At 32.2% G+C, this 16,246-nt stretch carries 18 protein-coding genes; 14 read left to right on the forward strand and 4 right to left on the reverse strand.

Annotation, left to right across the window (positions count from 1 at the left end):
* Nucleotides 1–21: 21 nt before the first annotated feature.
* The 7 genes from ACKI42_RS04750 (at nucleotide 22) to ACKI42_RS04780 (ending at nucleotide 7,661) form a co-directional block, all read left to right on the forward strand.
* The gene (locus ACKI42_RS04750) at nucleotides 22–378 is read left to right on the forward strand and encodes a hypothetical protein (protein WP_407402980.1); all 357 of its coding nucleotides are present in this window, start codon (nucleotides 22–24) and stop codon (nucleotides 376–378) included.
* A 12-nt stretch (nucleotides 379–390) separates the two neighbouring features.
* Nucleotides 391–1,914: a DUF3858 domain-containing protein gene (locus ACKI42_RS04755; RefSeq protein WP_407403056.1), complete on the forward strand. Its 1,524-nt coding sequence runs from the start codon at nucleotides 391–393 to the stop codon at nucleotides 1,912–1,914.
* Nucleotides 1,915–1,916: 2 nt separating this feature from the next.
* Nucleotides 1,917–3,854, forward strand: coding sequence for a DUF3857 domain-containing protein (locus ACKI42_RS04760; RefSeq protein WP_407402982.1), 1,938 nt, complete (start codon nucleotides 1,917–1,919; stop codon nucleotides 3,852–3,854).
* A gap of 77 nt (nucleotides 3,855–3,931) precedes the next feature.
* Nucleotides 3,932–4,741, forward strand: a complete 810-nt coding sequence (locus ACKI42_RS04765) for an RsiV family protein (protein WP_407402984.1) — start codon at nucleotides 3,932–3,934, stop codon at nucleotides 4,739–4,741.
* A 49-nt stretch (nucleotides 4,742–4,790) separates the two neighbouring features.
* On the forward strand, nucleotides 4,791–5,642 hold the full coding sequence (locus ACKI42_RS04770; RefSeq protein WP_407402986.1) for a diacylglycerol/lipid kinase family protein: 852 nt from the start codon (nucleotides 4,791–4,793) through the stop codon (nucleotides 5,640–5,642).
* 228 nt (nucleotides 5,643–5,870) lie between these two features.
* Nucleotides 5,871–6,833: an NAD-dependent epimerase/dehydratase family protein gene (locus tag ACKI42_RS04775; RefSeq protein ID WP_407402988.1), complete on the forward strand. Its 963-nt coding sequence runs from the start codon at nucleotides 5,871–5,873 to the stop codon at nucleotides 6,831–6,833.
* Between the two features lie 75 nt (nucleotides 6,834–6,908).
* Nucleotides 6,909–7,661: a polysaccharide deacetylase gene (locus ACKI42_RS04780; protein ID WP_407402990.1), complete on the forward strand. Its 753-nt coding sequence runs from the start codon at nucleotides 6,909–6,911 to the stop codon at nucleotides 7,659–7,661.
* Between the two features lie 31 nt (nucleotides 7,662–7,692).
* Here the strand turns inward: ACKI42_RS04780 and ACKI42_RS04785 are convergent, their stop codons facing one another.
* Nucleotides 7,693–8,898 (reverse strand): metallophosphoesterase, encoded by a 1,206-nt coding sequence (locus tag ACKI42_RS04785; protein ID WP_407402992.1) that lies wholly within the window; start codon nucleotides 8,896–8,898, stop codon nucleotides 7,693–7,695.
* 74 nt (nucleotides 8,899–8,972) lie between these two features.
* Nucleotides 8,973–10,040, reverse strand: coding sequence for a 3-oxoacyl-ACP synthase III family protein (locus ACKI42_RS04790; protein WP_407402994.1), 1,068 nt, complete (start codon nucleotides 10,038–10,040; stop codon nucleotides 8,973–8,975).
* A gap of 99 nt (nucleotides 10,041–10,139) precedes the next feature.
* On the opposite strand from ACKI42_RS04790, the gene ACKI42_RS04795 reads away from it, so the two are divergent.
* The 6 genes from ACKI42_RS04795 (at nucleotide 10,140) to rny (ending at nucleotide 14,749) form a co-directional block, all read left to right on the forward strand.
* Entirely contained in the window at nucleotides 10,140–10,709 is a 570-nt protein-coding gene (locus ACKI42_RS04795) for a hypothetical protein (RefSeq protein ID WP_407402996.1), read from the forward strand.
* Nucleotides 10,706–11,437: a bifunctional demethylmenaquinone methyltransferase/2-methoxy-6-polyprenyl-1,4-benzoquinol methylase UbiE gene (gene ubiE / locus ACKI42_RS04800; RefSeq protein ID WP_407402998.1), complete on the forward strand. Its 732-nt coding sequence runs from the start codon at nucleotides 10,706–10,708 to the stop codon at nucleotides 11,435–11,437. The genes ACKI42_RS04795 and ubiE overlap by 4 nt, the downstream gene beginning before the upstream one ends.
* A gap of 3 nt (nucleotides 11,438–11,440) precedes the next feature.
* Nucleotides 11,441–12,223 (forward strand): porin family protein, encoded by a 783-nt coding sequence (locus tag ACKI42_RS04805; RefSeq protein ID WP_407403000.1) that lies wholly within the window; start codon nucleotides 11,441–11,443, stop codon nucleotides 12,221–12,223.
* Between the two features lie 138 nt (nucleotides 12,224–12,361).
* Nucleotides 12,362–12,664 (forward strand): hypothetical protein, encoded by a 303-nt coding sequence (locus ACKI42_RS04810; protein WP_407403002.1) that lies wholly within the window; start codon nucleotides 12,362–12,364, stop codon nucleotides 12,662–12,664.
* Nucleotides 12,664–12,951, forward strand: coding sequence for a cell division protein ZapA (locus ACKI42_RS04815; protein ID WP_407403004.1), 288 nt, complete (start codon nucleotides 12,664–12,666; stop codon nucleotides 12,949–12,951). The genes ACKI42_RS04810 and ACKI42_RS04815 overlap by 1 nt, the downstream gene beginning before the upstream one ends.
* Nucleotides 12,952–13,180: 229 nt before the next feature.
* Nucleotides 13,181–14,749: a ribonuclease Y gene (rny, locus tag ACKI42_RS04820; RefSeq protein WP_407403007.1), complete on the forward strand. Its 1,569-nt coding sequence runs from the start codon at nucleotides 13,181–13,183 to the stop codon at nucleotides 14,747–14,749.
* A gap of 163 nt (nucleotides 14,750–14,912) precedes the next feature.
* On the opposite strand, the gene ACKI42_RS04825 is transcribed toward rny, so the two are convergent.
* Together ACKI42_RS04825 and ACKI42_RS04830 are read right to left on the reverse strand one after the other, a co-directional pair.
* Nucleotides 14,913–15,161 (reverse strand): hypothetical protein, encoded by a 249-nt coding sequence (locus tag ACKI42_RS04825; RefSeq protein WP_407403009.1) that lies wholly within the window; start codon nucleotides 15,159–15,161, stop codon nucleotides 14,913–14,915.
* A 70-nt stretch (nucleotides 15,162–15,231) separates the two neighbouring features.
* The gene (locus ACKI42_RS04830; protein ID WP_407403011.1) at nucleotides 15,232–15,699 is read right to left on the reverse strand and encodes an acyl-CoA thioesterase; all 468 of its coding nucleotides are present in this window, start codon (nucleotides 15,697–15,699) and stop codon (nucleotides 15,232–15,234) included.
* A 139-nt stretch (nucleotides 15,700–15,838) separates the two neighbouring features.
* Here ACKI42_RS04830 and ACKI42_RS04835 point away from each other — a divergent pair, with 139 nt between their 5' ends.
* Complete coding sequence (locus ACKI42_RS04835; RefSeq protein WP_407403013.1) at nucleotides 15,839–16,192, forward strand: arsenate reductase family protein; 354 nt, start codon at nucleotides 15,839–15,841, stop codon at nucleotides 16,190–16,192.
* The last annotated feature ends 54 nt before the right edge of the window (nucleotides 16,193–16,246 follow it).

A 16,246-nucleotide genomic window follows, 5' to 3' on the forward strand; every position in this document is an offset into this window, starting at 1 on the left:
TTATTTTAGGAAAAAAATCTAATGACGAAAATACTGTGTATAACTGCCCTTGCTATGGCATCTATATATTATGCTCAAATTTATTCTGTTTCTACAATCCCAGAGAATCTAAAAAAGAATGCTAATGCCGTAATAAGAAAAGATATTACCAATATTGATATAAATAAGATAGACCAAATAGTTTATCAATATAAAACTGTGACAACGGTACTTACAAAAGAAGGAGACTCTAAAGCTACAGCCTATATTCCCTACGATAAAAGTGTAAGTGTGTCGGATGTGAAAGTCACAGTTTATGACGACACAGGTAAAAAAGTAAAGTCTTACTCAAAATCAGATTTTGGAGATTATGCCAATAATCCTCAAGGCACTTTTTAGTCGGACAGTAGAATACTCGCATTATCTTTTATGCCTACATCTTATCCTTACACTGTAGAATTTTCTTATCAAACAACAAATAAGAATACTGTTTTTTTACCCGATTTTGTGCCTTTTAATGATCTGAATACATCTTTGGAATCTTCAGAATTTATCATAAACAACAAATCAGGTATAGAACTACGTTCCAAAGTGTACACATCTCCATTTAGTTATACTTCTGTCATAGAGGCAGGTGATGCAGCCACAAAGACGTATGCTTATAAAAATGTACCTGCGATTGATGAAGAAATCTTGCTTCCTAAACTAGTAAAGATATTACCAAAAGTGAGTTTTTCACTTACGAAGTTTAATTTGGAGGGCAAACAAGGAAGCATCAATGATTGGGCTGAATTTGGATCTTGGTATTACAATAGCATCCTAAATCCAGTATCACTGTCTACACCTGATATTAAAGCTGAAGTCGCAAAATTAAATTTGCGAGGTACAACTGAAGAAAAGGTAAAAAAATTATATCAATACATGCAAGCAAAGACAAGATATGTATTTGTTGGGCTAGGTATTGGTGGATGGCAGCCCATGTTACCAGATGAGGTGCATAAAAAGGGATATGGTGATTGTAAAGGACTTACCAATTACATGAAAACGCTGCTGGATGAAGCTGGAATTCCTTCCTACTATTCCGTTATTAATTCTAATGAAAGTCCTGTTTCTTTTGATCCTAATTTCCCAAAGATGGGTGGAAACCATGTGATTTTGATGGTACCCACGGACAATGGCAATATTTGGTTAGAAAACACTTCACAAGTAATTGCTTTTAATCATTTAAACCGTTCTACAACGGATAGAAACGTATTATCCATTAGAAACAAAGGAATCGAGTTGATGAATACGCCTTCATATGCAGGTCATCAAAATAAGGAAATCTTACATTTGAAAGTTTTACTTAATGAAAATAATTCTATTACAGGGGAAGGAAATTTTAATTATACAGGAAGTCAATATGATTACTCTTTGGGATATGTCAATTTAAGTCATAAAGAAAGAAATGATGCGCTAAAAAAGCAAATAGATGTGTTGGACTTGGAGAATATAGAAATGAATAATTTTGAAAATGATAAAGACAAAGCGATCATCAAATTCGGAATAATCTTTAAGGCAAATAATTACGCGAAAAATGCTGGGAATAGTATGATTTTTCGTGCTGTACCTATATTCTCTAATCCAGTATATAAAATAGATAACAAACGTACTTTACCATTTGAGTTAAGGCAATCTTTCGAAGATGAACAGAAGGTAAGTTTTGTTGTACCTAGGAATTATAAAATAGATGAAATGCCAGATAATATTTCTCTCTCCTCTGAATTTGGGTCCTATCAACTTAATTTCACTAAAATTGGTAATGAAATAATGGTAGATAGAAAATTGACCATCAACAAAGGTTTGTACCCAAAAGAGAAATATAATGATTATATAGGTTTTAGAAAACAAACGCTCAATATGGATAACTCTAAGATATTAATTACAAAACAATAATTATGAGGAAAAAAATAGTGCTTTTATTATGTAGTTTTCAAATTATAATATTATCTGCTCAAAAATACGAATTTCTTAATGTACCAAAATTTAACGAAGCTGATCTCACAAAACAAAAATCTCTAATTGATGAAACTGCTCCTGCAGAAATTATCTATCGATCTTGTTATTTTAGAATTGATAATGAAAAAAATAGGTTATTAAAAACGTATAATTATAAAGTAAAAATTTATGATAAAGATAAGGCTGAAGATTGGTTAAATTTAGAGATACCACTCTATAAAAATTCTACAGGTGAAGAATCATTAGCTAAAATAAAAGCGTATACACATAATGTAGAAAATGGTAAGCCAATTTCAACAATAGTAGATAAGAGCTCTAAATATAAAAGCAAAGAGAGTAAAAATATTACTATTAATAAATTTGCATTTCCTAATGTGAAAAATGGATCCGTAATAGAGTATGAATACCAGGTAGAATCACCATTTTACTTCTCACTTCCACAATTCATAATTGAGACCAATACTCCCTCATTGTATACAGAATATGTTTTAGATGTTCCATCAAATATCTCTTATAACATTAATTATACAGGTAGTTTAAAGCCAAAATATAGAGTTATTGAAGAAAAAACAATATATGGAGCATTACATAAAACGTATAGATTTGGTTTTGATAACTTGAAAGCGTTCAAAACGGAGAAACATGTAAAAAATGATGATAATTATAGAACCAAGATTGATGCAGAAGTGCATTCAACAAATTTTAGTGAGCTTAAACTATATTCTTCATCATGGGACAAAATAAAGGACAGATTATATCAAGATGATGAATTCGGAGGCGAACTAAGAAAAAATAGTATAATAAAAGAGATAATGCCAAAGGAACTTTTAGAGATTAAAGATACCATGGAAAGGGCTAACTCTATATTTAAATTTGTCCAAAAAACATTCACTTATAATGATAAAAGAGGTATCTACACTGAAGATGGTATTAAAAATTTAATTAAAACTAAAATAGGAAATGCAGCAGAAATCAATTTATTGCTTGTAGGCATGCTTCGTTTGGCTAAGATTGAGGCAGATCCCATGCTCATTTCTACTGTTGGTAATGGGCTCATTAACCTTTCATCACCAAATATTTCTAACCTAAATTTTGTTATTGCAGTATTTGAAGTAGATAAAGGAATTCATGTTTATGATGCAACATCAAAGCAATCCGCAATGGATGAATTGCCTCCTAGAGATTGGAATAAATATGGAATCATAATCAATAAGGAGAAAGCAAAGCAAATAGAAATGAATAACTCTAAACCTAGTATTACTTATCTTACAGTGAATGCAAAAATAAATGAAAATGGTACCGTTTCTGGTAAATATTCCGACCGAGATACGGGAACTTTTGCGATGCTTGTAAAAGAGCAATATGATGAAAGTGCGGATAAATACAAAAAAACATACAAGGATAACTTCTCAGTAGATTTTGACAATATTGAATCTAAAGTTTTAGAAAGTGGGGATTTTGAGAGTACAATGAATTTTTCTTCCAATGATATGATTGATAAAGTAGGTAAAAAAATGATCATCAATCCATTGTTATTTTTAGGTAAAAGCTCTAACGAATTCGATCAAACTGAAGAAAGAAAATTCAATATAGATTTTGTCTCACCGTATTCTAAAGTAAAAAAAGTAGTTTTGGAGATCCCAGAAGGATATATTGTGGACGAACTTCCAAAAGAAAAGAAAATTGTCACTCAAGATAAAGAAATTTCTTACAGTTATGAAGTTAACCAAAAAGGTAATAATTTAGAAATTATCTCCACTATCAAGGTTGAGAGTGCAGAATATCCTAAAGAGTATTATCCTGCCTTCAAGCAAATATGGGGTACGGCAGCAAAAAGCGAAAACCAAGTCATCAGTTTAGTGAAAAAATTAAATTAATTATTCTTCGCTCATGATCAAACCATTCAGAAATGAATGGTTTTTCTTTTTCATATCTTCACGGCTAATTTATTTAAATGAAAAGAACACATTACTTCATTTTTATTTCTACTGTTATATTTATAATCGGATGCCGAAAAGGAATCACTCAAACTGATGAAAAGACATATAATGAAATCCTAAAAGTAGATTCAGTTTCCGTTAAAGATTCTTTAATGGTTAATAATACATTGATTGCAAGTTATTATTCCAGTTTATTGATTTTTGATGAAGATATAAGTAAAGCGATGTTAGATAGCATCTATTTGCCTTTTTCAAATTTGAAAACATACAATAAAGAGCATATTTCTAGATGGCAGAATACTGATAAAGTAAGCTTTTTTCAAAACTTTAAAAACCAAACAAAGGAATATAGCGCATCAACCCAAAAGGATACTTTTTGGTTTTCCAAACACGTTATGAAAGTGAGGTCTTACAAAAATGGATTCTTACAAATCAACTACGACCACATTCAAGAAAAGGGAAAAGCTGGTGTAGAAACCATCGTTAATGAAAAAATCTTCGATCTTTATCATGAAAAGGTTTTACGTCTTCAAGATGTAACTTCAATACCAAATTCTAGATTATCACAGTTACTGATGAAAAATATCGATAAAATAGCCAACTTACAAAAGAATACTCTTTCACCAATTAAAAATTCTGATGCGATCATGGTTGAAACAATTCCAGTAACTGATAATTTTTATTTTGATGAGCAGGGTATTTATTTTCACTATAATCCATTTGAAATTGCTGGATATGGAGTAGGAGACATCATCATTCCTGTCTATTGGAAAGAACTACAAGGTACTTTAAATAATGATTTTTCTAAAAGAATTAAGATTTAAAATCGCTAAAATTATGCATTATTGATGATCATTTAATACTTTTGCGATAATGGAAAACGTCGCCTTTATCATCAATCCCTATTCTGCTAAGAAAAATTATAAACCTCTACTTGAGGAATTAAAAAATAAAGTTGAGAATGTTCAGTATTATATCTCAGAATCCATTTTAGGAACTGATGAATATATCAAAAAAAATATGAAATTAGTTGATATTTTTGTGGCGATAGGAGGCGACGGAACTATATCTACAATAGCCAAGAGCTTAATTAATACGGACAAAATATTGGCAATATTTCCGGCAGGATCTGGAAATGGTTTTTCTAATGAAACACATTTTAGCAAAAATTTGGATGATTTGCTAGTGAAAATTCAAAGCAAAAAATCCAGAAAAATTGATACCTTCACTGTTAACGATAAGCTTTCTATTAACGTTTCGGGCACAGGCTTTGATGGTAAAGTGGTGAAGGAATTTGAAAAAACGAGTAGGGGTTTTAAAAATTATATAATAGTTTCTTTAAAAACATTTTTTAGTTATCATCCTATTACTGTTCATTTTCCCGATCCCAATTTTGAAAAATACAATGGAGAATACCTAATGCTGAATATTGCCAACACGCGTCAGTTTGGTAACAATGCCTATATTGCGCCTATGGCGAGCAAAAGTGACGGATTGGTAGATCTTGTTTTGGTGAAAAAATTTCCTGTTTTTTATTCAGGCCTTTTCGCGTACAGAATGTTTACCAAAAAATTAAAAACCAATAAATACATTACTTATCTTCCTATTTCTGAGATAAAATTTGAAGTTAACACCAAAAATTGGCATCTAGATGGAGAGTACAATTCTATAGAATCTCCCATTCATATAAAAGTTCAGCCTTCAAGTTTGCGAATTTTAATTTAATTTGCCTGAATTAGTTTATGTCTTCAAATATATAGTTTTTTTTCATTAAAAATTTTGGTATATAATTCATTTTGTGAATAATAACCGACAGAGTTTGATGAATAGTAACCGACAGAGTTTGATGAATAATAATTTTATGACAAAAATTATCTGCTATTTTACACTTTAAGTTTCATTATAGGAGGCAAAATAATTACTTTTGCTTTTATCAACTAATACTTAATAAATATGGAGTCGTACACCGAAAAAATCCTTATTACTGGCGCTTTAGGCCAAATTGGTACAGAACTTACCAACAAATTGGTAGAAATTCATGGAGCAGATAATGTAGTGGCTTCTGGATTGGATAGATACCAGAAAGGGATGACCTCGGCGGGTCATTATGAAAGAATGGATGTTACCAATACTCAGTTGGTAAGACAAGTAATCAGCGATTACGAAATCACTACTGTTTATCATCTAGCTTCCCTTTTATCAGGAACCTCAGAAAAACAGCCATTATTCGCATGGAAATTAAATCTTGAACCGCTTATTCATTTTTGCGAAATGGCTAAAGAAGGGTTGTTAAAAAAAATCTTTTGGCCGAGTTCTATTGCAGTTTTTGGAAAAGGAATCCCAAAGAATGACGTAGCGCAAGAGGTCGTACTAAATCCTACAACGGTGTATGGGATTTCCAAAATGGCGGGTGAAAAATGGTGTGAGTATTATTTTGATAAATATGGAGTAGATGTAAGAAGTATCCGATATCCTGGTTTAATCTCTTGGAAAACACCTGCAGGCGGTGGAACTACGGACTATGCGGTAGAAATTTTCTATGAAGCAGTAGAATCGGGAAAATATACAAGCTTTATCTCGGAAGATACTGCTATGCCCATGTTGTATATGGATGACGCCATCAAAGCGACATTACAACTCATGGATGCGCCTCAAGAAAATCTTACCATAAGATCTTCTTATAATTTGGGAGGGATGTCTTTCACTCCAAAAGAATTAGCCAGCGAAATTAAAAATATAATTCCAGAATTTGAGATCGATTATAAGCCCGATTTTAGACAAGCAATCGCAGACTCTTGGCCTTCGTCTATAGATGATTCTATTGCAAAGAAAGATTGGGGATTGTCTTACGATTTTGGAATATCTGAGATGTCAGCTGATATGATAAAAAATCTAAAAGTGAAATTATCTAAGTGATATTTTACTTTAAATATAGAATATTAAAATATTGATATTCAATTAATAATAAAAATTAACTAAAATTTGGTTTAAATGATATTGCTAACTTTCAACATAATTCCAGTTGTGGCTAAAACGAAGGGAAATGTATTTCTAGATGACTATGAAAGGTTGAAAATTTTGGAAGCAAACGTAAAATCGCTTTTAATTATATTGGATATTCATGAAACTAAAGTTACTTTTTTTATAGAAATTTCTATTGTTGAAAAGTTACTGAATCTTATAAAAGCAATTTCATCCCAAGGGCATGAAGTTGCTTTTTATAATAAAGATTCTACACAGCAAAGTATTGAAGACGTCAAAAAAATGACGGAAGATTTACTAGAAAAAAATATAAGAGGCATCCGCGAGAAAAAGGTTACACTCTCTTGGGATCTAGTGAAAAATTTTGGATTCAACTATATTTCAAATATTGATAATGCAAATATTTTATTCCCATTCAAAAGGTTAAAAAGAGATACCGAGATTATAGAAAAAATGGGAATCAGTATTATCCCAGAAAGTATTTCTCCTTATAGTCAACTTCCTTATAACGATTTTGTTTTTCAAGTCTTACCAATGAAATATTATCAAAATATGGTTTTTGAAACCTTGAAGAATGACGATTTCGTGCTGATTTATTTAGATGTTTGGCAATTTACCAACCTAGAAAAATACCATTTTGATATTCCTTTTTATAGAAAATATAATTCGGGCAAAAAAATGGAAGATAAGTTGGAAGAATTTTTAACTTGGATCAACCAGAAGGAGATGGCAACCTCTAGAATGAAAGATTATCTATTTTAGTCTAAACTACCATTATGGAAGGTACTTTATTTTACGCCAATTCAAATACCGTAATTTCAGGCAAAACACCTACTCTTCCCGGGTATCCCAAGACTCCAAATCCTCTATTAACATACAATTGTCTTCCTTCGCTTTCGTACAAATCTGCCCATTTTGGATATTTATATTGAACGGGTGACCATTTTACATTTTTTAAATCTAGACCAAATTGCATTCCGTGTGTATGGCCAGATAGCGTAAGTTGTACTTCAGTCGCATGCTTTTTTACCACATAATCAAAGTGAGTAGGATCGTGACTCATTAAGATTTTTGCCGCGTCAATGGGCACATCTCTTAGGGCTTCATCTAGATCTCCAAATTGAGGAAATGGTTTTATCCCCCAATTTTCTACTCCCAAAATATAAAGTTTTTCCCCATCTTTTTCAATGATTCTATTTTCATTTCTTAAAACCTCAAATCCTGCTCTATTTTGGTAATTAATTAATTTATCTAGATTGTCAATTTTTGCTTGAGGTGATTCCCACTTTACATAATCACCATAATCATGATTACCTAGCACAGAAAACTTCCCATCTTTTGCGTTAATGTTAGAAAATAAAGGTATAAATGGTTTAAATTCTTCGCATACATCATTCACAAGATCCCCTGTAAAAAGAACTAAATCTGGTTTTTGTTGGTTGATAAGTTCAATAGCGTGGGTTAATTTTTTAGGATTTGCAAAACTTCCACTATGAACATCAGAAATTTGGATAATTTTATAACCTTTGAAGCTTTTGGGTAAATTCTTTATTTTCACTTTCACTCTTCTCACAGTATGTCGGTATTTTCCAAAACTGATTCCATCTATGAATAATCCGGATAATAGACCCCCTAATCCAAGACCAACAAGACTCAAAAACTTTCTTCTTTCGGGAAAATAATTGTCTGCTGGTTTGAAATATCCTGCTACATAACCTCCAGCCCTGAATATATCATCTACCAAAAGAAGTAAAATGACAAATATTTTTGGTAGTATAAGAACTAAAAATAAACTTATTGTAAACTGCACTCTCGCAGTATCTTTATCTCCTCTTTGGAAATGGGAAATCTCATAAGCAAAAACAGCGTATATGGATAAAGAAAGAATCCAATAGGAGAGTTTTATCCAAAAGTTATCTGTTAATGTACGGATTGCTTGATAAATATATATTTCTAAAAATAGAAACATTGCCGTGATAATAAGAAATGTTTTTTGCATATAATTCAGTTAAAAAAAGCACAACGGATAAAACCCATTGTGCTATTACAATATTATTAAAATTTAATAGAAAGCTAAGGAAATTTATAAATAATAGCATTTATGTTCATACCTGCACCTACAGACGCCATCAAAATGTGGGTATCATCTGAAAAGGTGTGACCTTCCATATTTCCTTTAATTATCATATCGAACATTGTTGGAATTGTTGCTACAGATGAGTTTCCAAACTTTTGTATCGTCATTGGAGCAATAGAATGGTCATAATCTTTGATGTCATATAATTTATGAAGTCTATCAATCATCGCATAATCCATCTTTGCATTTGCTTGATGTATTAATATTTTATCAATATCTATCAATGAAAGTTTTGCATCATCTATAGTCTCTTTAATGGCAATAGGAACATTTTTGAGTGCGTATTCATAGATTTTACGGCCTTTCATGCTGATGTATAATCGCTCTCTTTCTAAGTTTTTATTTAGGGATGGCGTACTATCTAGGTATTGTAATTCTGGTCCATTATCGCATAACGTATTGTGCGTAATAATCCCGACATTTTCCTTTTCAGTAGCTTGGGCTATTACTGCACCAGCACCATCAGCAAATATCATTTTGTTCCTATCATAAGGATCAGTAGTACGGCTTAGTGTCTCTGAGCCTACTACCAAAATAGTTCTGGCAACTTTAGCCTTAATTAAATTATCTGCCAGGATTAAAGCTTCTACCCAACCAGGACATCCAAAAATCATATCGTAGTTGATGCATTTTCTGTTTTTGATGCCCAGCTTATTTTTCAATTTAGCAGACATACTAGGCATAAAGTTAACATAGCCCCCATGATTGATATCCCCAAAATTGCTAGCATAAATAATGTAATCAATCTCTTCTTGATCTATATTGGCATCTGCAATCGCTATTTTGGAAGCTTCATAACCCATATCAGAGTTAATCATATCTTCGTCAATATATCTTCTGGTTTCTATTTCTGTAATTTCTACAAACTTTGAAATTATTTCGTCATTAGGTTTGTCTATTTTCTCTCCATCATCTGTCAAGAATTCGGAGTTTAGAAAGTAATCACTTCCAATAACTCTTGTAGGAATGTAAGATCCTGAACCAATAATTATCGTATTCGGCATTCGTTTAAATTATTTTTAAGGATGCAAAGTTAATCATTAATATTAATAAGATAGAATTAAAAATATTATTAAATTTGCAGAAATTGTTCTTACCAATCTATGAAAAACAATCCATCTCTTAGAGGTTTACTCGTCGCAGCAGGAGTTTTTATATTTGCATTTGCCATCTATAACTTTTTTCTTGCCAAAAAAAATTACTATTTAGTAGATAATCCTACACCCAACACTTTTTATTACAAGATAAACAACGGCTCCGAAAGCGTCATTTCTGCAGGTCAATTTGTTAATGTAGATTTGAAAAAAGGAAAAAATTCTATCAAAGTATTTGATCAGAATAAGAAATTACTCTATGATTCTGCATTTGAAGTGAAAAAAATTAGAGGTCTAATTAACATCGCTCATAACGATTATTACATCAATCGTCAATATTATGGATACAATCTTAAAAAAGATTCATTACTTTTGGCATTAGATAAAACTAAAATCGATGGTAAAATGTATTTTGGTGCTCCAAAGCATTTTAATAAGCTTTACACAGAAGATTTTTATTATAATGTCGACGAGGATTACGACAAAGTAATTAAAAATATTGATAATGTAGAGTCTCGCTCCAAGATTTTTAGAAAACAAGATTACCTTAATTATTATAAAGAATATTACACGTTTTGACAAAAGACATCAACAAAGTGACACCTTACGACTCGGATTCTAGCAAAAAGAGTCAGGTAGAAGACATGTTCGACAATATTGCGCCCAAATATGATCTCTTGAATCATGCGTTATCTATGAAAATAGATGTGCTGTGGAGAAACAAATTGGTGAATATGATGAAAGCTGATGCTCCCAAAGAAGTTTTGGATGTAGCAACAGGGACAGGAGATTTGGCCATTACCGTTCAAAAAGGAACTAAGGCTAAAGTAGTAGGTTTAGATTTATCGCAACAAATGTTAAATGTTGGTGTAGATAAAATAAAAAAACTTAAATTAGACGGCGAAATTTCTATGCAAAAAGGAGATGCAGAGAATCTTCCATTTGAGAACAATAGGTTCGATGCGGTATCTGTAGCATTCGGTGTAAGGAATTTTGAAAACTTGCCTAAAGGTTTATCAGAACTTAGAAGAGTAGTGAAAGAAAATAAAAGTGTTTATATACTAGAATTTTCGAAAGTAGAGGGGTTTTTGGGACCATTTTATATGTTTTATTTCAAAAATATATTACCAGCAATTGGTAGATTGGTTTCTAAAGATGATAGGGCGTACACATATCTTCCAGATTCTGTAAATGCTTTTCCGTTTGGAGAAAAGATGAAACAAATACTTTTGGATACAGGATTTAAGAAAGTAGAATATAAAAAATTAAGTTTAGGTATAGCCACCATTTACAAAGCAACAAAGTAACCTATGAATAAATTTCTATTAAAAGCTCTGGTTTTAGCCTCAGTTAGTATTGCATCTTTTGCAGACGCTCAATTCAGAACCCGTGACAGGATGGACAAGTTGGAAGATTTTGACCAACAAACTTTCAGTTGGGGTTTTTATTTGAACGGAAATATACTAGACTACAAAGTTGTCTTAGACCCTAGATATGGGATGAAAGACAACCAAAACCTTGTTTCTACAAAATCGAGTACAAGTTTTGGAGCTGGTCTTATCGCAAAGTTTAAGTTGAATGATTATCTAGATGTACGTGTAGAGCCAGGCTTGCAGTTTGCACAAAGACAATTGATATTCAATACACAATCAAACGATATATACCAAGATGGAAGTTTAACGAATCCTGCCTTTATACCAATTGCACTGACAGAAAAAGATAGAGTGAGAGAGATTAAATCTACTTTGGTGGATGTACCTGTATTATTGGAGTTCCATGGACAGAGATGGTACAACTCTAGACCTTATTTTGCTGCAGGTGTCAATTACATTATGAACCTACAATCCAACTCGGATTCTGCTGATGACAATTTGCAACAAGTTTTCAGATCTACAACACACAATTTTGCATGGTCTGCAGAGATGGGAATTCAGTTTTATTTTAATAAATTTAAATTGACTCCCGGGATTAGAGGAACGTTCTTTATGAATAATGAGATCGTTGCAGATAATGCAACTACAGCACCTTATTGGGCGTCTGCTGTATCTACATTACAAACTAGAGCAATCATGTTTGTATTGAAATTCGAATAATTTAATACAAAAATTATATACAATGGAGGTGCATGGCATCTCCTTTTTTATTTTCATACCAAAATATAGATACATTTATTTTTGTTAGTCTTAATAATTTCATATTTTTGCTATTAGTTAGAATAATAAATACCTGAAATGCTTCGCGAATTAGAAAACAATTTTGCAGAATTAGAAAGAAAAATTTTGATGCTTCAAAAGAATTACCAAAGTCTTACTGAAAAATTATATGAGTTGAATAACGAGCATGAAGATTTGAAAAAGAAGTACAATGAAGAGAGAAAAAAAAATCAGGTATTAGCAGAAGAACAGAAGAAAATAAAATTGTATTCGGCAATATCAGGAAATCCTGAACACAATAGACTTATGAAGAGCCATATCAATAGATTGGTAAAAGAAGTAGACTTTTGTATTGCACAGCTTCAAAACAGTGGATTATAATGGAGGTAAGAAGAATAACCATCAATATTGCAGGAAGAGTATATCCTCTGAATGTACCCGCAGCTGAAGAAGAAACTTTACGCAAAGTAGGGAAGCAGATAGAAAATATGATTAAAGACTTTGAACAAAATTTCGATGTTAGAGATAAACAAGATGCCTTAGCCATGTGCGCCCTAAAATTGGGAACCAATGCCGAAGTACTTTCTCTAAGCAACGAAAGAAATATAAAATCATCTACTGCAAGATTATCCAAGATTAATCAGACATTGGATGAAATAGGAAAATAGATTTTTTTTCCTGAAAAACCTGCCTACAATAGTTCTAACACATTAAAGGTAAACTCAACGCTAAATAAATGCCGAACAAATGTCCATCGAATGGCGTGCCGGGTTCCCGGATTACAAACAGTGGAAATCAGTTCAAATCGTGTTGATTAGGAGTTTACTCTATATCTCTGGATTATTGTAGGCTTTTTTATTTTTAAAATATTAGACAAATAAAAACTGAATTAAATATATGACAACACCCATTATAGTAGGCTTACTATGCTTGATTATTGGTGCGATTTTGGGGATGATATTCTCAAAAAGCTCACTCAATACTAAAGCTACCTTTATCATAGATGACGCAAAGAAAAATGCCGAAAATCTACTTGAGAAAGCGAATGTACAAGCTGAATCTATCAAAAAAGAAAAAAATCTACAGGCTAAAGAAAAATTTTTAGAATTAAAATCTCAGCACGATGCAGATATACAGGTTCGCGAGAGAAAAATGCAAGAGGCTGAAAAAAGAGTAAAAGACAAAGAAAATAAATTGAATGATGAGCTGAGCAAAGCGGGCAAGTTGGAGAAAGACTTGGACCGCCAGATTGCCGATTATGCTCACAAAAATGATATTTTAGAGAAAAAACAAGCTGATCTTAATTCTGCTACAGCAAAGAAAGTAGAAATTCTTGAGAGAATCTCCAACTATACAGCTGAAGAAGCAAAAAGCGAACTGGTAGAAACCATGCGCTCGGAAGCGAAAACAAGAGCACAAGCCCATGTACAAAGTATCATGGAAGAAGCCCAATTGAATGCTAAAAATGAAGCTAGAAAAATTGTCATTCAAACGATACAGAGAATTGGTACTGAGCAAGCCATTGAAAATTCGGTTTCTGTATTTAACATTGAGTCTGATGAAGTAAAAGGTAGAATCATTGGTAGAGAAGGTAGAAACATCCGTGCGTTGGAAGCAATGACGGGGGTAGAAATCATCGTAGATGATACTCCAGAGGCTATTTTATTATCTTGTTTTGATCCGGTAAGAAGAGAAATTGCAAGATTATCTTTACACAGATTGGTAACTGATGGAAGAATTCACCCAGCTAGAATTGAAGAAGTAGTAGAGAAAACCAAAAAAATGATTGAAGAAGAAATCATTGAAGTAGGTAAAAGAACTATTATTGACCTAGGAATTCACGGTTTACACCCAGAATTGGTAAAGATTATTGGTAGAATGAAATACCGTTCTTCTTATGGTCAAAACTTACTACAGCACTCTAGAGAAGTTGCTAATATTGCTGCAACAATGGCTGCAGAATTAGGATTAAACGTAAAATTAGCGAAAAGAGCTGGTCTCTTACATGATATCGGTAAAGTGCCAGAACAAGAATCTGAGCTTCCTCACGCATTATTAGGAATGCAATGGGCAGAGAAATACGGAGAAAACCCCGAAGTAATCAATGCAATTGGTGCTCACCACGATGAAGTAGAGATGACTTCATTGTTATCACCAATCATCCAGGTTGCAGATGCGATCTCTGGAGCAAGACCTGGAGCAAGACGTCAAGTTTTGGAATCTTATATCCAAAGATTAAAAGATCTAGAAGCTGCGGCACTAAGTTTTGATGGTGTTTCTAGCGCTTATGCAATCCAAGCGGGTAGAGAACTTAGAGTAATGGTAGAAAGTGGAAAAGTGAATGACGAAATTGCTTCTCAACTTTCTTACGATATCTCAGAAAAAATTCAGAATGAGCTAACATACCCAGGACAAGTAAGAGTAACAGTAATTCGAGAAACTAGAGCAGTAAATATCGCAAGATAATACTCACTAATTTATAAAAAGTCTTTCAATGCAAATTGAAAGACTTTTTTTTGTTTTTAAATAATAAAATATGACTCTTGATCTATATATTTTCTACTAATCGACAAACTATCGAATTAATCTCCAATAAATTGATCTTATTCTACAAAAAAGTAGAGGAGACCTACTTTATTTTTAGCCTAAAAAATCTTTTTAATATCAATTTCTCCACTTTCTTATTTCTGTAAAGTGTTTTCTCCCATTGATGAGCAAAGGTTCCCATTTCGGGAGTAATAGTACTGAGTTTGTGATAAGAATTTATAGCAGAAAGTTCCGAATTAAGAATTATTTCCGAAAACTCTTTTTTATTCTTACCGTAAAATGTACCATGATATCCGAAAAGCTCAATCTTTCTAAAACCCGATTCTGTCACTTTTTCAAATTCTCAAGGATTTTGTAGCAAAGGCTTCTCGGATGGTATATAATTGCAACCCTGCAACGTTTTATAAGAACGGTTTCATCTCGTCCTCAATTTGAGATCTCAGCTCCATTAGGCGTATAGCATAATGCTCTTGTTGTTTTTCCTCATCAGTTTCGGGGATCCATTTGGGCACAGGAAGTTTTTTACCGTTGGCATCTACAGCTACAAAAACTATGATACAGTGGGTCTTCTTATCAAATTCTGGCTGCTTTAGATTTCTAGAGAATACATTGATGGAAATATGCATACTAGAAGAGCCTGTATAGATGATATGAGCTTCCACTTTTACAATTTCTCCAATCTTTATTGGTTCGTAAAAACGGATGCCTCCAACATAAACTGTTACCGAATAATTCCCGCTCCAAGTTGTTGCACAAGCATATCCTGCTTGGTCTATCCATTTCATTACACTTCCTCCATGTACATTTCCTCCATAGTTAACATCTGATGGCTCGGAAATGAACTGAAAAGTAACTGGTTTATTGTCCATTTATTATAAAATTTTCTTAAAGATATTAATAATAATCAATAAGTCATATTTTATTCGTTTATTTACAATGGAAATTATTATATTGTCAAAATGTTCAATATTTGAACTTAAATTATAAATAAAAAATTATATTATACAGATGAAAAAAGTATTTTATCTTAATAGTTGTGATACCTGTCGAAAAATAATAGCAAAATTTGATCTAAGAGACTGGGAACTTCGTGAAATAAAGAAAGAGCCAATTACTCTAGAAGAAGTAGAAGCAATGTTTAAAATCACTAATTCTTATGAAGATTTATTCAGCAAAAAATCTACTCAAATAAAATTGAGAGAATTAGATTTGAAAACAATGGGTGAAGACGATTACAAAGAATTATTGTTAGATCACTACACATTTTTAAAACGTCCAGTTTTCCTTACAGATTCAGAGATTTTCATCGGAAACGATAAGAAGAACATCGAAAATTTAAGAGCATACTTTAACGGGTACTAGAAATTAACTTTTTTCTATTCAACATAAAAGAACCGCAAAAATTCAATTTCTGCG

The organism is Chryseobacterium sp. (assembly GCF_045629545.1).
Lineage (GTDB): Bacteria > Bacteroidota > Bacteroidia > Flavobacteriales > Weeksellaceae > Chryseobacterium.